This window comes from Oceanibacterium hippocampi (assembly GCF_900172325.1).
GTDB lineage: Bacteria > Pseudomonadota > Alphaproteobacteria > Sneathiellales > Sneathiellaceae > Oceanibacterium > Oceanibacterium hippocampi.
Map to the genome: position 1 here is coordinate 27,409 of NZ_FWFR01000006.1, position 15,841 is coordinate 43,249.

General features: G+C 66.9%; 17 protein-coding genes. 7 read left to right on the plus strand and 10 right to left on the minus strand.

Annotated features, from left to right (window positions below; all coding sequences use genetic code 11):
• The first annotated feature begins 1 nt into the window (after position 1).
• The 3 genes from OCH7691_RS21190 (at position 2) to OCH7691_RS21200 (ending at position 2,518) form a co-directional block, all read left to right on the plus strand.
• Positions 2–868 carry an alpha/beta fold hydrolase gene (locus OCH7691_RS21190; protein ID WP_085885619.1) on the plus strand — a complete coding sequence of 289 codons (867 nt, stop codon included), beginning with the start codon at positions 2–4 and terminating at the stop codon, positions 866–868.
• Positions 846–1,844 carry a threonine/serine dehydratase family protein gene (locus OCH7691_RS21195; protein ID WP_176245195.1) on the plus strand — a complete coding sequence of 333 codons (999 nt, stop codon included), beginning with the start codon at positions 846–848 and terminating at the stop codon, positions 1,842–1,844. Before OCH7691_RS21190 ends, OCH7691_RS21195 begins: the two co-directional genes overlap by 23 nt.
• Before the next feature lie 122 nt (positions 1,845–1,966).
• Positions 1,967–2,518 (plus strand): hypothetical protein, encoded by a 552-nt coding sequence (locus OCH7691_RS21200; protein WP_085885621.1) that lies wholly within the window; start codon positions 1,967–1,969, stop codon positions 2,516–2,518.
• A gap of 118 nt (positions 2,519–2,636) precedes the next feature.
• On the opposite strand, the gene OCH7691_RS21205 is transcribed toward OCH7691_RS21200, so the two are convergent.
• From OCH7691_RS21205 to OCH7691_RS23085, 9 genes are all read right to left on the minus strand, one after another.
• On the minus strand, positions 2,637–3,506 hold the full coding sequence (locus OCH7691_RS21205; protein WP_085885622.1) for an OmpA family protein: 870 nt from the start codon (positions 3,504–3,506) through the stop codon (positions 2,637–2,639).
• A 271-nt stretch (positions 3,507–3,777) separates the two neighbouring features.
• Positions 3,778–7,254 carry a tetratricopeptide repeat protein gene (locus tag OCH7691_RS21210; protein WP_085885623.1) on the minus strand — a complete coding sequence of 1,159 codons (3,477 nt, stop codon included), beginning with the start codon at positions 7,252–7,254 and terminating at the stop codon, positions 3,778–3,780.
• Between the two features lie 11 nt (positions 7,255–7,265).
• Positions 7,266–7,973 (minus strand): OmpA/MotB family protein, encoded by a 708-nt coding sequence (locus OCH7691_RS21215; RefSeq protein WP_085885624.1) that lies wholly within the window; start codon positions 7,971–7,973, stop codon positions 7,266–7,268.
• 3 nt (positions 7,974–7,976) lie between these two features.
• Positions 7,977–8,666 (minus strand): flagellar motor protein MotB, encoded by a 690-nt coding sequence (locus tag OCH7691_RS21220; protein WP_085885625.1) that lies wholly within the window; start codon positions 8,664–8,666, stop codon positions 7,977–7,979.
• Positions 8,667–8,778: 112 nt separating this feature from the next.
• Entirely contained in the window at positions 8,779–9,450 is a 672-nt protein-coding gene (locus OCH7691_RS21225; protein WP_085885626.1) for a MotE family protein, read from the minus strand.
• 11 nt (positions 9,451–9,461) lie between these two features.
• Entirely contained in the window at positions 9,462–9,941 is a 480-nt protein-coding gene (locus tag OCH7691_RS21230) for a DUF6468 domain-containing protein (protein WP_085885627.1), read from the minus strand.
• Positions 9,938–10,954: a flagellar motor switch protein FliM gene (gene fliM, locus OCH7691_RS21235; RefSeq protein ID WP_085885628.1), complete on the minus strand. Its 1,017-nt coding sequence runs from the start codon at positions 10,952–10,954 to the stop codon at positions 9,938–9,940. Before fliM ends, OCH7691_RS21230 begins: the two co-directional genes overlap by 4 nt.
• Positions 10,955–11,014: 60 nt before the next feature.
• Entirely contained in the window at positions 11,015–11,596 is a 582-nt protein-coding gene (locus OCH7691_RS21240; RefSeq protein WP_085885629.1) for a flagellar basal body-associated FliL family protein, read from the minus strand.
• A gap of 51 nt (positions 11,597–11,647) precedes the next feature.
• Complete coding sequence (locus OCH7691_RS23085; RefSeq protein ID WP_139839839.1) at positions 11,648–11,833, minus strand: hypothetical protein; 186 nt, start codon at positions 11,831–11,833, stop codon at positions 11,648–11,650.
• A 41-nt stretch (positions 11,834–11,874) separates the two neighbouring features.
• On the opposite strand from OCH7691_RS23085, the gene flgF reads away from it, so the two are divergent.
• The 4 genes from flgF to flgH are packed head-to-tail and all read left to right on the plus strand — an operon-like array spanning position 11,875 to position 15,169.
• The gene (gene flgF / locus OCH7691_RS21245) at positions 11,875–12,597 is read left to right on the plus strand and encodes a flagellar basal-body rod protein FlgF (RefSeq protein ID WP_085885630.1); all 723 of its coding nucleotides are present in this window, start codon (positions 11,875–11,877) and stop codon (positions 12,595–12,597) included.
• 22 nt (positions 12,598–12,619) lie between these two features.
• Positions 12,620–13,405, plus strand: a complete 786-nt coding sequence (gene flgG, locus OCH7691_RS21250; protein ID WP_085885631.1) for a flagellar basal-body rod protein FlgG — start codon at positions 12,620–12,622, stop codon at positions 13,403–13,405.
• Between the two features lie 19 nt (positions 13,406–13,424).
• A complete protein-coding gene (gene flgA, locus OCH7691_RS21255) occupies positions 13,425–14,387 on the plus strand; it encodes a flagellar basal body P-ring formation chaperone FlgA (protein WP_085885632.1) in 963 nt (320 codons plus the stop codon).
• A gap of 14 nt (positions 14,388–14,401) precedes the next feature.
• A complete protein-coding gene (flgH, locus tag OCH7691_RS21260; protein WP_085885633.1) occupies positions 14,402–15,169 on the plus strand; it encodes a flagellar basal body L-ring protein FlgH in 768 nt (255 codons plus the stop codon).
• Between the two features lie 162 nt (positions 15,170–15,331).
• Here flgH and dksA read toward each other — a convergent pair whose 3' ends face one another.
• Positions 15,332–15,748, minus strand: coding sequence for an RNA polymerase-binding protein DksA (dksA, locus tag OCH7691_RS21265; RefSeq protein ID WP_085885634.1), 417 nt, complete (start codon positions 15,746–15,748; stop codon positions 15,332–15,334).
• Between the last annotated feature and the right edge of the window lie 93 nt (positions 15,749–15,841).

Sequence of the window (15,841 nt, forward strand, 5' to 3'; positions counted from 1 at the left end):
CATGGCCCTGGCCTTCCGTGACATCGTCTTTCACGCCCAGGACGACCTGCCGCTCTACTATCGCGATTACGGCGATCATGACGCGCCCCGTACGCCGCTGGTCTGCCTCGGCGGCCTGACCCGGAACTCGAAGGATTTCCACGACTTCGCCCAGCGCTACGCGGACGAGCGCCGGGTCGTCGCGCTCGACCTGCGTGGCCGGGGCCGGTCCGGTTACGACACGAATTTCCGCAACTACCGGCCGGAAACCTACCTGCTCGACATCGTCGCCCTGCTGGCCGCGGCCAACCTGCATCGCGCGGTTTTCGTCGGCACCTCGCTCGGCGGGCTGCTGACCATGGGGCTTGCCGCCTTCCGGCCGAGCGTGCTCGCCGGCGTGGTGCTCAACGATGTCGGACCGGCCGTGAGCGCCGACGGGAGCGCCCGGATCGCCGGTTACGTGGGCGAGGACAAGCGTTTCGCGGATCTCGACGAGGCGGCCGAGCATCTTCGCGGCCAGTTCACCGGCGCCTATCCCGACCTCGACGCGCCGGGCTGGAAGCGCATGGCGGCCGCCACCTTCGTCGCTGACGACGAGGCGGGCAACGTGCGTCTCGACTACGACCTGGCGATCGGCAAGGCACTGCGGGAACAGCTCGCCAACGGCGCCACCCCGGATCTCTGGCCGCTGTTCGGGGCGCTCCGCAGCATCCCGACCCTGCTCATCCATGGCGCGCGCTCGGACGTGCTCTCCCTCGAGACCGTGCAGGCCATGCGGGCGGTCAAGCCCGACCTCGAGATCGTCACGCTTGCCAATCGCGGCCATACCCCTAACCTCGACGAAGCCGAACTGCTGCCCCGACTGGATGCCTTCCTTGAACGGTTCTGAACCCGAATTCGCCGACATCAGGCGCGCCGCCGACCGCCTGGACGGTCTCGCGGTCCGCACGCCGCTGCTCGAATCCCCGCTCCTGAACGAGCGCCTGGGCGGCCGCCTGCTGGTCAAGGCCGAACCCCTGCAGCGCACCGGGTCATTCAAGTTTCGCGGCGCCTACAATTGCCTACAGGCGATGCTCGAAACCGATCCGCCGAAGGCAGTGATCGCCTATTCGTCCGGCAACCACGCCCAGGGCGTCGCCGCCGCCGCCGGGCTGGCCGGCGTTGCCGCGACCATCGTCATGCCGTCGGACGCGCCGGCCCTGAAACGGGCGAACACCGCCGCCTACGGGGCGCGCGTCGTGCTGTATGACCGGGCAAACGAGGACCGCGAAGCGATTGCCGAAGCGCTCCGACGCGAAACCGGCGCTACCCTGATCCGGCCCTACGACGATCCGAACATCATTGCCGGACAAGGCACGGTCGGCCTCGAGATCGCCCAGCAGTGCCGCGAAGCGGGCATCCGGCCCGACGCGGTGCTGGTGCCCTGCGGCGGCGGCGGGCTGGTCTCCGGCACGGCACTCGCGCTCCACGGCGAATGGCCGGACCTGCCTATCCACGCGGTCGAGCCGGACGGTTTCGACGATACCCGGCGGTCGCTGATCGAGGGCATCCGGGTCCGCAACGCCGCCATGACCGGCAGCATTTGCGACGCGCTGCTGTCGCCGATGCCGGGGGAACTGACCTTCGCGATCAACGCCCGCGAGCTGGCCGGCGGCATCGCGGTGAGCGATGACGATGTCCGGGGGGCGATGCGGGCGGCGGTCGAGAACTTCAAGCTGACGATAGAGCCGGGCGGCGCCGTCGCCGTTGCCGCGGTCCTGTCGGGCCACCTCGACTGCCGCGGCAGGACGGTCGTCGTCGTGGCCTCCGGCGGCAACGTCGATCTTGCCGCGTTCGCCGCGGAGCTTGCGCCGGCCACGCCTTGAAAGCCGGCCCGGACCGGGCGTCCGGCCCGGCTTACACGTTAAGGTTATCCTGACACGGCTTGTTAAGCCTTGTTTAAATAGGATAAGACGCTGATGCACGGGATGTGAGGAGGAATCCGAGAATGAAGAGGCCCGAACCGGCCAGACGCTTCAATGCGAAGCGCGGCCACTCCCGCACCAGGATCGCGGCCGCGGTTGCGGCGACGCTGGCATTGTCGACCGGCATCACCTCGCTCGCCGAGGCGGCGACCAGCTGCGTCAACGCCGACGTGATGAGCGCGGTCTCGCTGCGGGTCCTGCAAAGCGACCTGATGGTCGTGGCGCTCGGCTGCGGCTCGCGCGACGCCTACAACCGGTTCGTCGTCCAGAACAAGGATCTCCTGGCCGGGAACGGCGCGGTCCTCCGCCGCCATTTCTCCCAGCGCTACGGCGCGAACGGGACCAAGAAGCTGAACCGCTTCATCACCTTCCTCGCCAACCAGGCGTCGATCCAGCGTAATCACGGCGGGCCGGATTTCTGCGAGGTCGCGGCCGAGCGCTTCGAGGCCGTGCTGACGCTCCCGCCGAAAGACCTGCATCGCTTCTCGGTCGAACGTGCCCGCGAGACGGGCTACTCGTCGATCGCCTGCGCCGGCGACATCGCCTCCATGGAATCCGCCGTCGCCGAGAAGTAGGACCGGGGCCGGGCCTCGGCCCGGAACCGCCCGCGCTTCCCGCCGCCGGCCGCATCGGCCAAAAGAAAAGGGGCGCCCCGCGAGGGGCGCCCCTTCCTTTTGGTGCGATCGCTGCTGGTTACTTCAGCATGATCTCGACGCGCCGGTTCTGCGGCTCGCGGACACCGTCGTCAGTCAGGACGAGCGGATCCTCTTCACCGCGGGCGTTCACTTCCATGACCGAGGCCGGAATGCCCATGGCCTGGAGAGCCGCCTGGACCGCTTCGGCGCGGCGCAGCGACAGGCCCATGTTGTAGCTGTTCGGGCCCGAACGGTCAGCATGGCCGACCAGGGCAACGCCCTTGGCGCCGCTGAGCTTCATGTTGCCGGCGACATCCGCGAGGATGGAGTCGGCCTCGCCGAGAACCTTGCTGCTGTCCCAGTCGAAGAAGACCAGGTAGGAGCGCGGCACTTCCGGGGCCTTCGGCGCCGGCGCAGGGGCCGGGGCAGGCTGGGCGACCGGCTTCGGCATCATCGCCTCGACCTTCTCGATCGCCTGGATGAAGCCGTCACGGCAGGCCGCGATGTCGCGGGGCTGGAAATTCTCTTCCTGCTCCTGCATCCAGCAATCGAACATGCCCTGGGCCATCGCGGCCTCGGCCGGCGAATTGTCACGGGCGCCCTTCGAGAAGGCACTCATCAGGCGTTCGCGCGCGCCACGAAGGACGGACACGCGGTCGGCCGGAAGCTCGCGGCTCTCGATTTCCTCGGGAAGGACGAGCTCGCCCTTGGCCGCGGCAATCGCGCGCATCGCGAAGGTGTCCGAGTCGGCGTAATCGCCTTCCTCGTACTCGGCCGCCGAAAGGTCCAGATAGACCTTGTAGAGGGCCTTGTCGAAGGACGTGCCTTCAGCCGTCACATCGCGGGCATGGTCGAGCTGGAACCCGGCGCAGCCTGTGAGCAACGCGGCAAACGTCGCCACGATGACGAATTTTGCGGATCTTATCATTCGATACCTCCTGGTGGTGCAGTGACCCCACGCGTTTGCTCATATTCCATACAACGCTGGTCGTGGGAAACTACTTAGAAGCCATGACCCGGTACGCGGACGCCAGCCGGGCACTGATTTTTGGTGGGATGTGTGATTTCTGTCGCAACGCATCACTTGAGAAGGCGGTTCGCACGCTCAAGGAGCCATTTTCATTCATGCATATTGCATATAGTGCAGACCCCGGTAGTGCAAGCGCCTATTACCCTCACCATAACACACTAACGCGGGTTTATGTATTTGGTTCACTCGGCGTGAACAGGCCGCCGCGCTCGAGTTGCTGGCGATAGTTGGTCATGAATGCTTCCAGCCGATTGACTTGCGCGATACTGCTGGCCAACTGGCGGAAATCGGTTTCATCCCGATTGACCTGGGCGGTGATGACCTCGAAAGCATCGCTCTCCGGCGTATCGTGCAGCAACGGCCCGTACCGACCCCGCAACTCGGCGAGCGCCTCCCAGTCATTCGCCATGCTGAGCGCCACCGCCCGCTTCATCACATGCTCCAGATCCGACCGGTCGAGCGGCGATTCGTCATTCCAGCGCTCGCCGAGCAGCGCCTGGTAGGCCTTCTCCGCCGCCGCCCAGTCACGCGAGCGCCAGTGAACGTCGGCGCGCAGCATCTGCGCCTCGTGGCTCGCGTCGTTGCGCAGCAGGGAAAGCGCCTCCCCGTAACGTTCGAGATCGACCAGGGCGCGCGCCTCCAGGTGCGCCCGGGTTTCCCGGATCGGCGCTTCCAGGCCGAGATTGTTGGTGGTTCGCAGCACCTCGAGCGCGCTGGAGGCCTGCCGGTCGAGCAGGTAGATGACGGCGAGCCGGGCCGCGACCTCCGACTGCTCGGCACCTTTCAGGCGGTATTTCACCTGGTGCTGCAGCAGGTCGGCCGCGTTGCCGAGCAGGTCGACCGAGACCAGGCGCTCGGCAAGACGCCGCACCATCTCGTCGCCGGCCCTGCCGACCGGGGTCAGTTCCTGGAAGTCGTAATAGAGACCGAGCGCCTGGATCGGCGGCAGGCTGTCGGCCTCGCCGCTGACATAGAGGCCGGTGAAGACCTCGCTCATGCGCCGCGCGATCGACTGGGTCTCGCTCGACTTCGGGAAATAGCCGACCGCCTGGCGAAGCGTGTTCAGGCCCTCCGCATACTTGTGCTCGGCGATGTAATGTTCGCCGAGATCGACCAGAAGATGCCGTTCGAAATCGTCGCCGCGCCATGTGAAGCGCAGGCCTTCCAGCTCGGCGGCCTTCTCCTCCGGCGTGATCTCGTTCATCGCCTCGCGCAGCTTGACCTTCTCCAGGCGCGCCTCGACCGCCGCCTTGCGGTCGACGCCGGCGATCGTCGCGTCGAGCCGTTCGCGGGCCTCGTCGAAGGCGCCGTCGAGAAAGGCGAGCCTGCCACGGGCAAGATTGATCCACGACCGCTGGCGCGGTTCGATGAAGGGCTTCTCGTCGCGTTCGAGGATGTCGAGCGTCGCTTCCGCGCGATCCGGCTCGTCGAGCTGCATCATCGCCTCGACCTGCTGCAGCGTGAAGGCGATGCGGGATTCCGGATCCATGACCGGCATGGCGTCGGCCCCGGTCGCGAATTCCAGCCGCGCGGCGGTCCAGTCCTTCAGGCGGGCCGACACGGCGGCCCGCCACAGGCCGATTTCCGGGATGTCGTCGAAAGCCGGCCGGTCGAAGATCTGGCGCGCCTCCTCGTAACGACCGAGACCGTATTCGGCGAGCCCGCGCATGGCGAGATAGACCGGGTCCAGGGCAACGTCGCGGCTCTTCGCCACCAGGCGCTCGAGAACGCCCAGCGCGTCGGCATAGAAGCGGTGGCCGAGGTAGAACTTGGCGAGATCCATCCGCGCGGCCGCGCGGCCACCCTCCGGTGCCAGCGCCAGTGCCCGCTGAAGATCCTGGCGCACCAGGTTGAACGGCCCTGCCCCGTCGCGCCGCCATTCGGCCAGCTTGAGCAGGCTCGGTTTCATCGCGATCGTGCCGCCGCCGCTCTCGGCCTGCATCTCGAAGGCGGAGGCCGCCGCGGTTCGCGAAAGCAGCAGGCCGTCCCGGGCAGTGACCCGGACGCCGGTGGCCGCGACCTCGACCGCCAGATCGTCGGCGCGCACGGCCATCGCCACGCCGAGCCGGCTCGGCAGCACCTCGAACTGCGTGAAGGCGCGGCCGGTGGCAACACCAGGCCCCTCGGAGAGCAAGGGCACGGCAATGATCGTGTCGCCGACCTCGGGGTCAGTGAAACTGACCCGCGGCGCCGCATCGGTGACCGGGAAGAAGATCTCGGGGCCGCCTTCGGCGCGCGGCTGCGGCTTGACGTCGATGACCTTGCCGAGCGGCGGCGCCGGTGTCGGCAGGAAGTCGGCGATCCACCGGAAATCGCGGCGGCTCACCTCCGGGTAGACCTTGTCGGTGGCGCGGATTCGAACCACGGTCGCGCCGCCATGGGCGACCTGCTCGGCCTCGACGATATCGCTGCCATAGCCGGCCCGGACCTCGCCGTCGTCGACGATGGCCTTCCTGTCGAACACGAAGTACCAGTTGCCGCCGCGCTCGAAGGCGGCGAGACCGGTCGCCTCGTGCCAGGCGAAGACCAGCCGGGTCGCATCGCCGCGCCGCTCCGGCTCGATCACGACGGTCGGCAGATCGCTGGGCAGTGACGAGGGCGCGGCGGCACTGGCGCCCTGCACGTCGGTGTCGGCGAGAAGGTTCCGGGGTGCCGGCGCGGGCGCCGCATGGGCCGGCGCGCGCGGGCTCTCGACCACCGGGAGCGTCGACGGCCTGGCCGCGGGCTTCGCGGCCGGCGGCGCCGCCGGCATGGCCGCCGGTTTCCCGGCACCGGTGTCGGCGGCGACATCAGGCTTCGGCGCGGCGGACGGCTTGGACGCGGCTGCGGTGGAAGGTTGCGGGGCGGCCGCGCGGCGTTCCTCGACCCCGGTGCCGCTCTTTCCGTTGCCGGCGCCGGGCTTCGGCCGCATGACGTCGACGACGATCTTGTTGCCGAGCCTGAAATGGCGAAGGTCCGAACCTTCCGGGACCGCGAAGCGGGTCTCCGATCCATCCGCGCCGCTTTGCGCCGAGAGCCGGCCAACGAAGGCCGGCAGGTCGCGATTGACCTCGGACAGGTCGAGGCTTGCCGGGGCAGCGAAGCGGATCGTGACCCGGTCGCCCTCCTGCATCGTCTCGTACTCGACCTTGCGCGGCCAGTCGAAGACCAGCCGGCTGTAGGCGTCGTGCTCGCCCCGGCGGACCGCGACACGGGGCGGCGACGCCGCTTCGGCGGCAGGCGCGCCGGTCGCGACGGTGCGGACCGGCGGTGTCGCCGCCGCCTTCACCTCGGTCGCCGGCAGCAGATCGATCGCGACGACATTGTCGTAGGACTCGCTCCGGACCCGGAAGTCACCGGTCAGTTCGAACCGCACGCTCCTGCCGTCCTCGCCGGGCACCACGCCGGTCACGTAGCTGCCGAGCTGGTCGGTCACCGAGCCGTAGTCGGCCGTGAACGGGTGGTCGAAACGGACCACCAGCCCGCCCTCCTCGATGGCCGCGCGGTAGGGCTCGGCGCTCGCCCACTGGAAGGCGATCCGGCCATGGCCGTCATGGGCCCAGGCCCGCACCGCGATCCGGGCAGGTTCGGCCAGGGTCGCGCCGGCGAGAAGCGTCAATGCCAGCAAGGCAAGCGAGAGGCGCGTGAACAGGGTGCGGATAGCCATTCTGCCGTCCTTTACTTGTCGGCGCGCACGACGACATCGACCCGTCGTGCCCGCTCGTAACGCTCTTCCAGCGGCAGGTTGCCGGGAAGGCGGAAGAATTGTGAATCGGCGAGGCCCAGGACCCCGATCGGCCGGCGGTAGCCGGTTCGGCGAAAGGCATTCTCGACCGCCAGCGCCCGGGCCAGCGAAAGCTCCCAGTTGCTCGCGAAGGCGCCGGCGCCGCTGACCGGGTCGGGATCGGTATGGCCCTGGATCTCGATCCGGTTCGGCACCAGCCGCAGGACATAGCTGAGCACGGCGGCAACCGACATCACCTTGTCGTTGACCGAGGCCTCGCCGGCGCCGAACAGGATCGCGCCGGGCAGCGAGACGACCACCCTGTCCTCGCCGCGCTCGACCCGAGCACCGGCAAGCAGCGGCTCGCCCGTGATCTTCTCCGCGAGCAGCGATTCCAGATAGCTGAGGTCGGTGGCGTACTCGACCGCCGTCGTCGAGACATTGTCGCGGGAGGTCGGCCCGACATGGACTTCGGAATCGATCTCCGCGTCGCGTGACGACAGCGCCTGAACGACCTGCCGCCAGGCATCGGCCTTCACCTCGCTCATCGAATAGAGCAGGACGAAGAAGGTCAGCATCAGCGACAGGAGGTCGGCGAAGGTGATCAGCCACGGCGCATCCATCGGGCCGGGCAATTTCTGGTTGGGCGCGCGCTCGTCCATCGCTCAGCCCCCGAGGCTTCGGAACAGGCCGGGGCGGCTCTCGAACTCGCGCTCCGGCACGAAGACGAAGGTCACCTCGCGCGGATCGCCCCGATGCAGGCCAATGGCGATCGATTCCGCGGCAACGCCGCGCTCGCGGAAGTCGCGGGCGACCATTCCCGCCCGCTGTATCTGCAGGATGCGCCCGGGATTGGCCGCATCGGGCAGCGTCGCGCCGCTGCCGAAGAGGACTTCCATGCCATAGCGCTTGCCGCGCTGGCGATCGGTCATGGCCTTGGCGACCGCCCGGAACAGCCCCGTCCGGGTGCGCAGCAATGTCGCCCTTCCAGGCTCGAACAGGCGGTCGGCGGGAACCGTGATCGACATCTGGTTGGTGTCTTCGTTGAATTCGTAGCGCGCGACAGAGATTGCCGTCTCGAAGACCCGGCGTATGCGCGTCTGGATCTGGTCGGCGCCGAGCGTCACGCCCTGGGCAAGGCTCTGCGCGACCTGCACGGCGTCGGCCGGGCGCGGCGCATTGAATTCCGCGTTGACGCTGGCCATTGCCGCCTTGGCCCGTTCGGCCTGCTGTTCGGAGATCGAGTTCATCAGGATGAAGAAGGCGAGCAGCAGCAGGTAGAGCGACAGGAAGACGACGATGCTGGGATCGCTGCGCGGTCCTGGCTCGAAGGTGTCGAGATCGTCGCCGGTCATCGCGGTCTAGCCGCGCGTCATGCGCGGCGCGGCGGTCTCGCCCCGCCTGCTCAGATCGTCACTGAACGCTGCCATGCACATCATTGATAACCTTCAGAAAAGCGCGCCGAGATCAGCCGCTGTTGCTTTCGCCCGGCAATTGCCGCCGCGTCGCCAGTTCGACGGTAAGCTCCTTCGCCTTCTCCTGGTCCATGGCCGCCAGGACCGGCGCGAAGCGGATGCCGCTCATCCGCTCGGCCATCTCGATCAGGATCGGCATTTCCAGGGAGTTGAAGATCCGCGCCGCGTCCTTCGGCTTCATCTTCTCGTAGACCTTGACCAGCGCCGCCATCTGGGCGTCCTTCTCGGCGTCGTGCTGCTTCAGAAGGCCGCGGATGGTTTCCTCGATCTTCTTCAGCTCGGCGATCTTGTCGTCGATCCGGGCTTCCGTGACGTTGAGGAGCTGCTCGCGCATGTCGAGGTCGCCCGCGCGCTCGTCGAGTTCCGCCCGGCGCGCCGACAGGCGCCCGAGGACATCGATCTCGCTCTCGGTATAGCCGGCCGGTGCGGGCCGGATGGCCGGCGCCGGCATCTCTTTCTCGGCTGCCTTGCCCTCGCCCGCCGGGCTGTCCCCCTGCGCCGCCTCGTTCTTCTTCTCCTCTTCCGGCGCGGCCGAAGACGCGGCCGCTTCCGGCACGGCGACGGTCAGGGCGATCGTGTCGTCCCAGACCACCCCGAGCTTGAGGACGAACAGGAAGGCCGAAGCGAAGATCACCAGCGGCAGAAGCCTGATGCGCGTGAGCATGGCGCCGTCCCCTATTTCCGGGCCGAGCGCCGCAGCGCCTCGACCAGTTCCCGTTCGGCGACAGAATTGCCGTCGGCTGAATCGTTGTCGTCATCGCCGGCGCGACCGTCCGTGCCCGCTTGCGGCCGGGACTTGGCGGCCGGCGACTTGCGGGAACCGGCGTCGCGATGTCGGTCGACCGCGGCCTCGAGACGTTCGGCAAGATTCTCGCCGGAGCGGGTCATCAGGGCGAGTTCGTCGACCAGGCTGCGCGCCGTCGCGATCCGCTCATCCAGCTCGGTGCCGGCCCCGGCGCTCGCCGCGACCAGGTCGTCAACCCCGTGGCGGGCGCTCTGGAGCGATTTCTCGAGTTCCTTCCCGAGTTCGCGCATCTCGTCCTGGGCATTCCTGAGCTTGTTGAGACGTCGATTGAGGATGACGCAGTAAACAATTGTCGTCGCGAGAAGTGCGGCGAGAAGAACTTCCAGGATGAAGGTGGGATCAGCGATCATGACCGGCCTCCGCCGTTGGCCGCGTGCATCGATTTCTCGACCCGGATCGCGATCTTCTGACCGATCCGGCCCATCCGCCCCTCGACCATGTCGATGTTGCCGCATCGCAGCATGATCGGGCTTTCGGGGCTGGCATTGAGCATCACCGTGTCGCCGATCTGAAAGGCCATCACGTCGCTGAGCGACATGACCTGCTCGTCGAGCACGGCATGCAGGTCGAGCTTGGTATTCCACAACTCGGTCGCCAGATGGTTTTCCCAGATCGAGTCGCGGCCGAACTTCTCGCCCATGAACATCTGCAGCAGGAGTTCGCGGACCGGCTCCAGCGTCGCATAGGGCAGCAGCAGCTCGAGCCGGCCGCCGCGATCCTCCATGTCGATGCGGAGCTTGATCAGGATGGCGGCATTGGCCGGCCGGGCGATCGAGGCGAAGCGCGGATTGGTCTCGACCCGCTCGTGGGCGAAGCGGACCGGGCTCAGCGGCTCGAAGGCGGCCGTCATGTCGTCGAGGACGACATCGACCATGCGCTCGACGAGATTGCGCTCGATCGTCGTGTAGGGCCGCCCCTCGATGCGGAGCGGCGCGGTCCCGCGGCGCCCGCCGAGCAGGACGTCGACGATCGAGTAGATCAGCGAGCTGTCGACCATCATCAGGCCGTAATTGTCCCATTCGACGGCCCGGAAGACGCTCAGGATCGCCGGCAGCGGGATCGAGTTCAGATAGTCGCCGAAGCGGATCGAGGTGATGTTGTCGAGGCTCACCTCGACATTGTCGGAGGTGAAGTTCCGGAGACTGGTCGTCATCATCCGGACGAGGCGGTCGAAGACCACCTCGAGCATCGGCAGCCGCTCGTAGTTGACCAGCGCCGAGTTGATGATCGCCTTGATGCCGGAGCGATCCTTGTCGCCCTCGCCGTCCATGTCGAAGCCCAGCAGGCTGTCGATCTCGTCCTGGTTCAGGACGCGCGCGGACTCGTCACCGTCAGCGGCGGGTGCACTCTCTTCTTCAGCCATGTTCGCTCACTCGCCCGCCTTACTCTGGTCGGCACTCGCCGTCTCGTTGGTCATACTCACCTACTGAACAAGCATTTCCTTGAACAACACGTCGTTGATCCGGACCGGCTTCAGGGCCGTGTTGACGCGGATCAGCAATTCTTCCTTCAGGCGATAGAGGCCGCCGGATCCCTTCAGGTCCTCGTTGCGCAGTTCCCGCAGATAGGTCTGGAAGTTGTCGAGGACGCGCGGCAGCAGGTGCTCGATCTGCGGTACCGCCGCCTCGTCGGCGAGTTCCAGCGAGACACGGATCTTCAGGTAGCTCGTCCGCTTGCCGCCGGTATTCAGGTTCACCAGCATTTCCGGCAGGTCATAGAAGACGACACCGCCGCCATGGCTGACATTCTCGTTTGCCGGGGCGGCGCCGTGGCCGCCTTCCGCCTCGGCGCTTGCATGCTGCTCCCCCTCGCCCGCGTCGGCCGTATCCTCGGCACCGAGCAGGCCGTCGAGGGCGCCGGCGAAATAGGCCCCGGCCCCGCCGCCGACCAGCAGCAGCACCGGCAGCACGACAAAGAGGATGAGCTTCTTGCCGCTCATTCCCTTCTTTTTCTTCTTGGCCTCCTCGCCGTCGACTTCGGCGTCTTCGTTCTCTGAATCTGCCATGTTCTCTGTCACTCAATACCGGACGGTCAGGGCTCGGTTCCTCGAAACACTCTATGGGGCCGTGGTTAACAACTCGTTGCCCGGGGCCCACTTGGACGCCGGCCCGGAAAGATTGTCCCCGGCGGCAGCTTCTGCCGGGCCGAAGCCGGCGAGATCCTGATCCGCCGACTGGGCGAGATCCATTAATTGATTGATTTCATTCACGGTTTTCTGGGAACGGCGATTGGCACGGCGCATGCAGATACGTCGGGGCCAGCAGCGGCCAGAAAGGCAGGCAGATGGAAAACGCGGTTTATATCGGACTATCGAAGCAAATGGCGATGCGGCGCGAGCTGGACATCATCGCCAACAATATCGCGAACATGAACACCACGGCGTTCAAGAGCGAGACGGTCCTGTTCGAGGAATATCTCGTCGACACCGCCGTCGGTGAGAAGGCATCGTTCGTGCAGGACTACGGCGTGCTGCGCAATGTCGGCGAAGGCGCGCTGCGCGAAACCGGCAATACGCTCGACGTCGCCCTCCGTGGCAACGGCTACATGGTCGTGCAGACCCCGGGCGGCGACCGCTATACCCGGGTCGGCCAGCTTCATGTGGACGATGCCGGCAACCTGGTGACCGGCGACAACCACCCGATCCTGGACAGCGGCGGCAGCCCGATCTTCCTCGATCCGCAGGGCGGACGGCCGGTGATCGCGACGGACGGTTCGGTTTCCAACGGTTTCGGGCCGCTCGGCCGTATCGACCTGGTCACCTTCGCCAACGAACAGGCGCTGAAGCCGGTCGGTACCGGCCTCTATGCCGCCGGCGACCAGGTGCCGGAGCCAGCCGAAGGGACCGAGGTCCTGCAGGGCTGGCTGGAAAGCTCGAACGTCCAGGGCCTGCAAGAAATGACCCGGATGATGGATGTGCTGCGCAGCTACCAGTCGCTGCAGCGGCTTCTCGACGCCAACAACGAATTGCAGACCCGCGCCGTCGAACGGCTGGCGCGGTTCGGCTGACCCCTAACGCAAGGAACCCGTCATGACTGCACTCGGTACCGCCGCCAGCGGCATGGAAGCCCAGCAGCTGAATGTCGAGGTGATCTCGAACAACATCGCCAACATGTCGACGACCGGCTTCAAGCGCCAGCGCGTCGCCTTCCAGGATCTGCTCTACCAGAACCTGAAGAGGGTCGGCTCGTCCTCGTCCGACGCCGGGACGATCGTCCCCTCCGGCATCCAGATCGGCGTCGGCGTCAAGCCGGGCTCGGTCTATCGCATCGACGAGCAGGGCAACCTGCAGCTGACCGAGAACAAGTACGACCTGGCGATCCAGGGTTCGGGCTATTTCCGGGTCCAGATGCCGGACGGCAGCGAGGCCTACACCCGCGACGGGGCCTTCCAGGTCAGCGCCACGGGCGAGCTCGTGACTCTCGACGGCTATACCGTGCAGCCGGGCATCACGATCCCGCAGGATGCCATCGACGTCACCATCAACCCGACTGGCGAGGTCCAGGTGAAGCTCGCCGGCCAGGTGTCGCCGCAGACCGTCGGCCAGCTCGACCTGGCGATCTTCTTCAACGATTCCGGCCTCGAGTCGATCGGCGACAACCTCTATCTCGAGACCCCCGCCTCGGGCACCGCGACGACCGGCGTGCCAGGCGCGCCGGGCTACGGCACGGTGGTCCAGGGCTACCTCGAGACCTCGAACGTGAACGCGGTCCAGGAGATCACCACCCTGATCGCCGCGCAGCGCGCCTACGAGATGAACTCCAAGGTCATCACCACCGCCGACGAGATGATGGCCGAAGTCAGCCGTCTCCGCTAAGCGGCCGAAAGGATTGATCATGCGTATCGCAACATTCGTTCTGGCGCTCGGCCTGGCACTCGGCGTCTTCACCGCCGAGGCGACCGCGGAGACCGTGGTCACGCTTCGCCACGACGCGGTCGTGGACGGCAACCAGATCCGCGTCGGCGATGTCTTCGACGGCGCGGGCGCGGCGGAAAAGCTGATCCTGTCCGGCGCCCCCCGGCCCGGCGAGACGGTCGTCTTCCGGCCGTCCAGCCTGGTCAGCTACCTGCACCGCAACAATCTCGCCTGGCGACCGTCGCCCGACCTGCGGCGCGTCGTCGTGCGACGGGCCGGCAACCTGGTGTCGAGCGAGGCGATCGTCGACGAGATCCGCTACGCGATCGAGCAGCAGGGGCACGACGGGTCGTTCGACATCCAGCTTTCGCTGCGCAACTTCTCGCTCTATGTCGCCAGCGACGAGATGCCGACGGTTGCCGTCCGCGACCTCGTCTACGATGCCCATCGCGGCCAGTTCCAGGCCCTGATCGTCGCCCCGGCGACCGGCGAGGGCGGCCAGCGCCTGCGCGTTTCCGGCCGGGTCTTCAAGAGCGTCGAGGTGCCCGTCCTGGCCCGGCAGCTGTCGCCGGGCGAGGTGATCGCGGCCGATGACGTGCGCCTGGTCGCGGTGCGCGAGTCGACGGTTCGCCGCAATACCGTGCTCGAGTCCGACACCCTGGTCGGGATGGCCGTCAAGCGCCCGATCCGGGCCGGCCAGCCGGTCCGCGTCGGCGACCTGACGACCCCCAAGCTGGTGACCAAGGGCGAACTCGTGTCGATCCGCCTGCGCTCGGGTTCCCTCTCGCTGACCGCGAGCGGCATTGCCCAGGAGTCGGGCGCTGCCGGCGACATCATCCGGGTCGTCAACCAGCAGAGCCGCAAGACCATTCAGGCCACCGTCGAGGGTCCGCGTATCGTGACCGTCGACCTTCAGCGCCGCGTCCTCGCTGACGCCCGCTGAGCAGGAGCAGTAACATGTACCAGACCGCGAAAGCCCGCTCGGGCCTTGCCCGCCTCGCCCTCTCGGCAATTCTCCTGACCGCGCTCGCAGGCTGCAACGCCTACAGCCGGATCGCTTCGATCGGCGAGGAGCCGCCGCTTTCCCCGATCGAGAACCCGGTCCAGCAGCGCAACTACAAGCCGGTGGCGTTGCCGATGCCGAAGCCGGAGCCGATGGTGCACCAGGCCAACTCGCTCTGGCGGCCGGGCTCGCGCGCCTTCTTCAAGGACCAGCGGGCATCCCGGGTCGGCGATATCCTGACCATCAACGTGACGATCGAGGATTCCGCCTCGCTCGACAACACGACCAGCCGCACCCGTGCCAGCGGCGAGGACGCGAACCTGACCAACCTGCTGGGTCTCGAGACGCAGCTTGCCCGCCTGCTGCCGAACGCCGTCGATCCGACCAACCTGGTCAATCTCGGGGCGAATTCGTCGGCGACCGGCAGCGGTACCGTCGACCGGGCGGAGAAGATCAACCTGAAGCTTGCCGCGATCATCACCCAGGTCCTGCCGAACGGCAACTTCGTGATCACCGGCCGGCAGGAAATGCGCGTCAACTACGAGGTCCGCGAACTCCAGGTCACCGGCGTGGTGCGCCCGGAGGACATCTCCTCGCTCAACACGGTCAACAGCGCCCAGATCGCCGAGGCCCGCATCGCCTACGGTGGCCGCGGCCACATCTCGGACGTCCAGCAGGCCCGCTACGGCCAGCAGCTCTACGACATCATCTTCCCGTTCTGATGGCGTCCGCCGCCGGCGGGTCGCCGGGGCACCCCGAATAACCGCGTCGTGTGCCACGCCAAGGCACACAGCGAAAGGGCCGGTGCAAAATGCACCGGCCCTCAGCCTTTTCAGGATCATGTCGTCCGGAAAGCACCTGCGACGGCGATCATCCGCCGCCCGCTAGTCGTCCCGATAGAGCCGCTCGCGGCGCTCGTGCCGCTCCTGGGCCTCAATGCTCAGCGTGGCGACCGGCCTGGCCTCCAGCCGCTTCAGGGAAATCGGCTCGCCGGTTTCCTCGCAATAGCCGTAGGTTCCGTCCTCGATCCGCCTGAGCGCCGCGTCGATCTTGCTGATCAGCTTGCGCTGGCGATCGCGGGTACGCAGTTCCAACGCCCGTTCCGTCTCCGTGGAGGCCCTGTCCGCGATATCTGGCACTTGCGCGGTATCCTGCTGAAGGCTCCGAAGCGTCTCGTTCGCCTCGTCGAGGATCTCCTTGCGCCAGCGCTCCAGTTTCCGACGGAAATAGGCGAGCTGCTGCGGATTCATAAACGGTTCATCATCTGACGGACGATAGTCTGCAGTGATGTGAGTTCCCATAACGCAACTCCACCGTGTTTCGCGAAAGAGTGAGCGCGGAATATATAGAGGCTGTGCGTCAGCCGCAAGAATTCTGGTCGAGCATGCCGATAT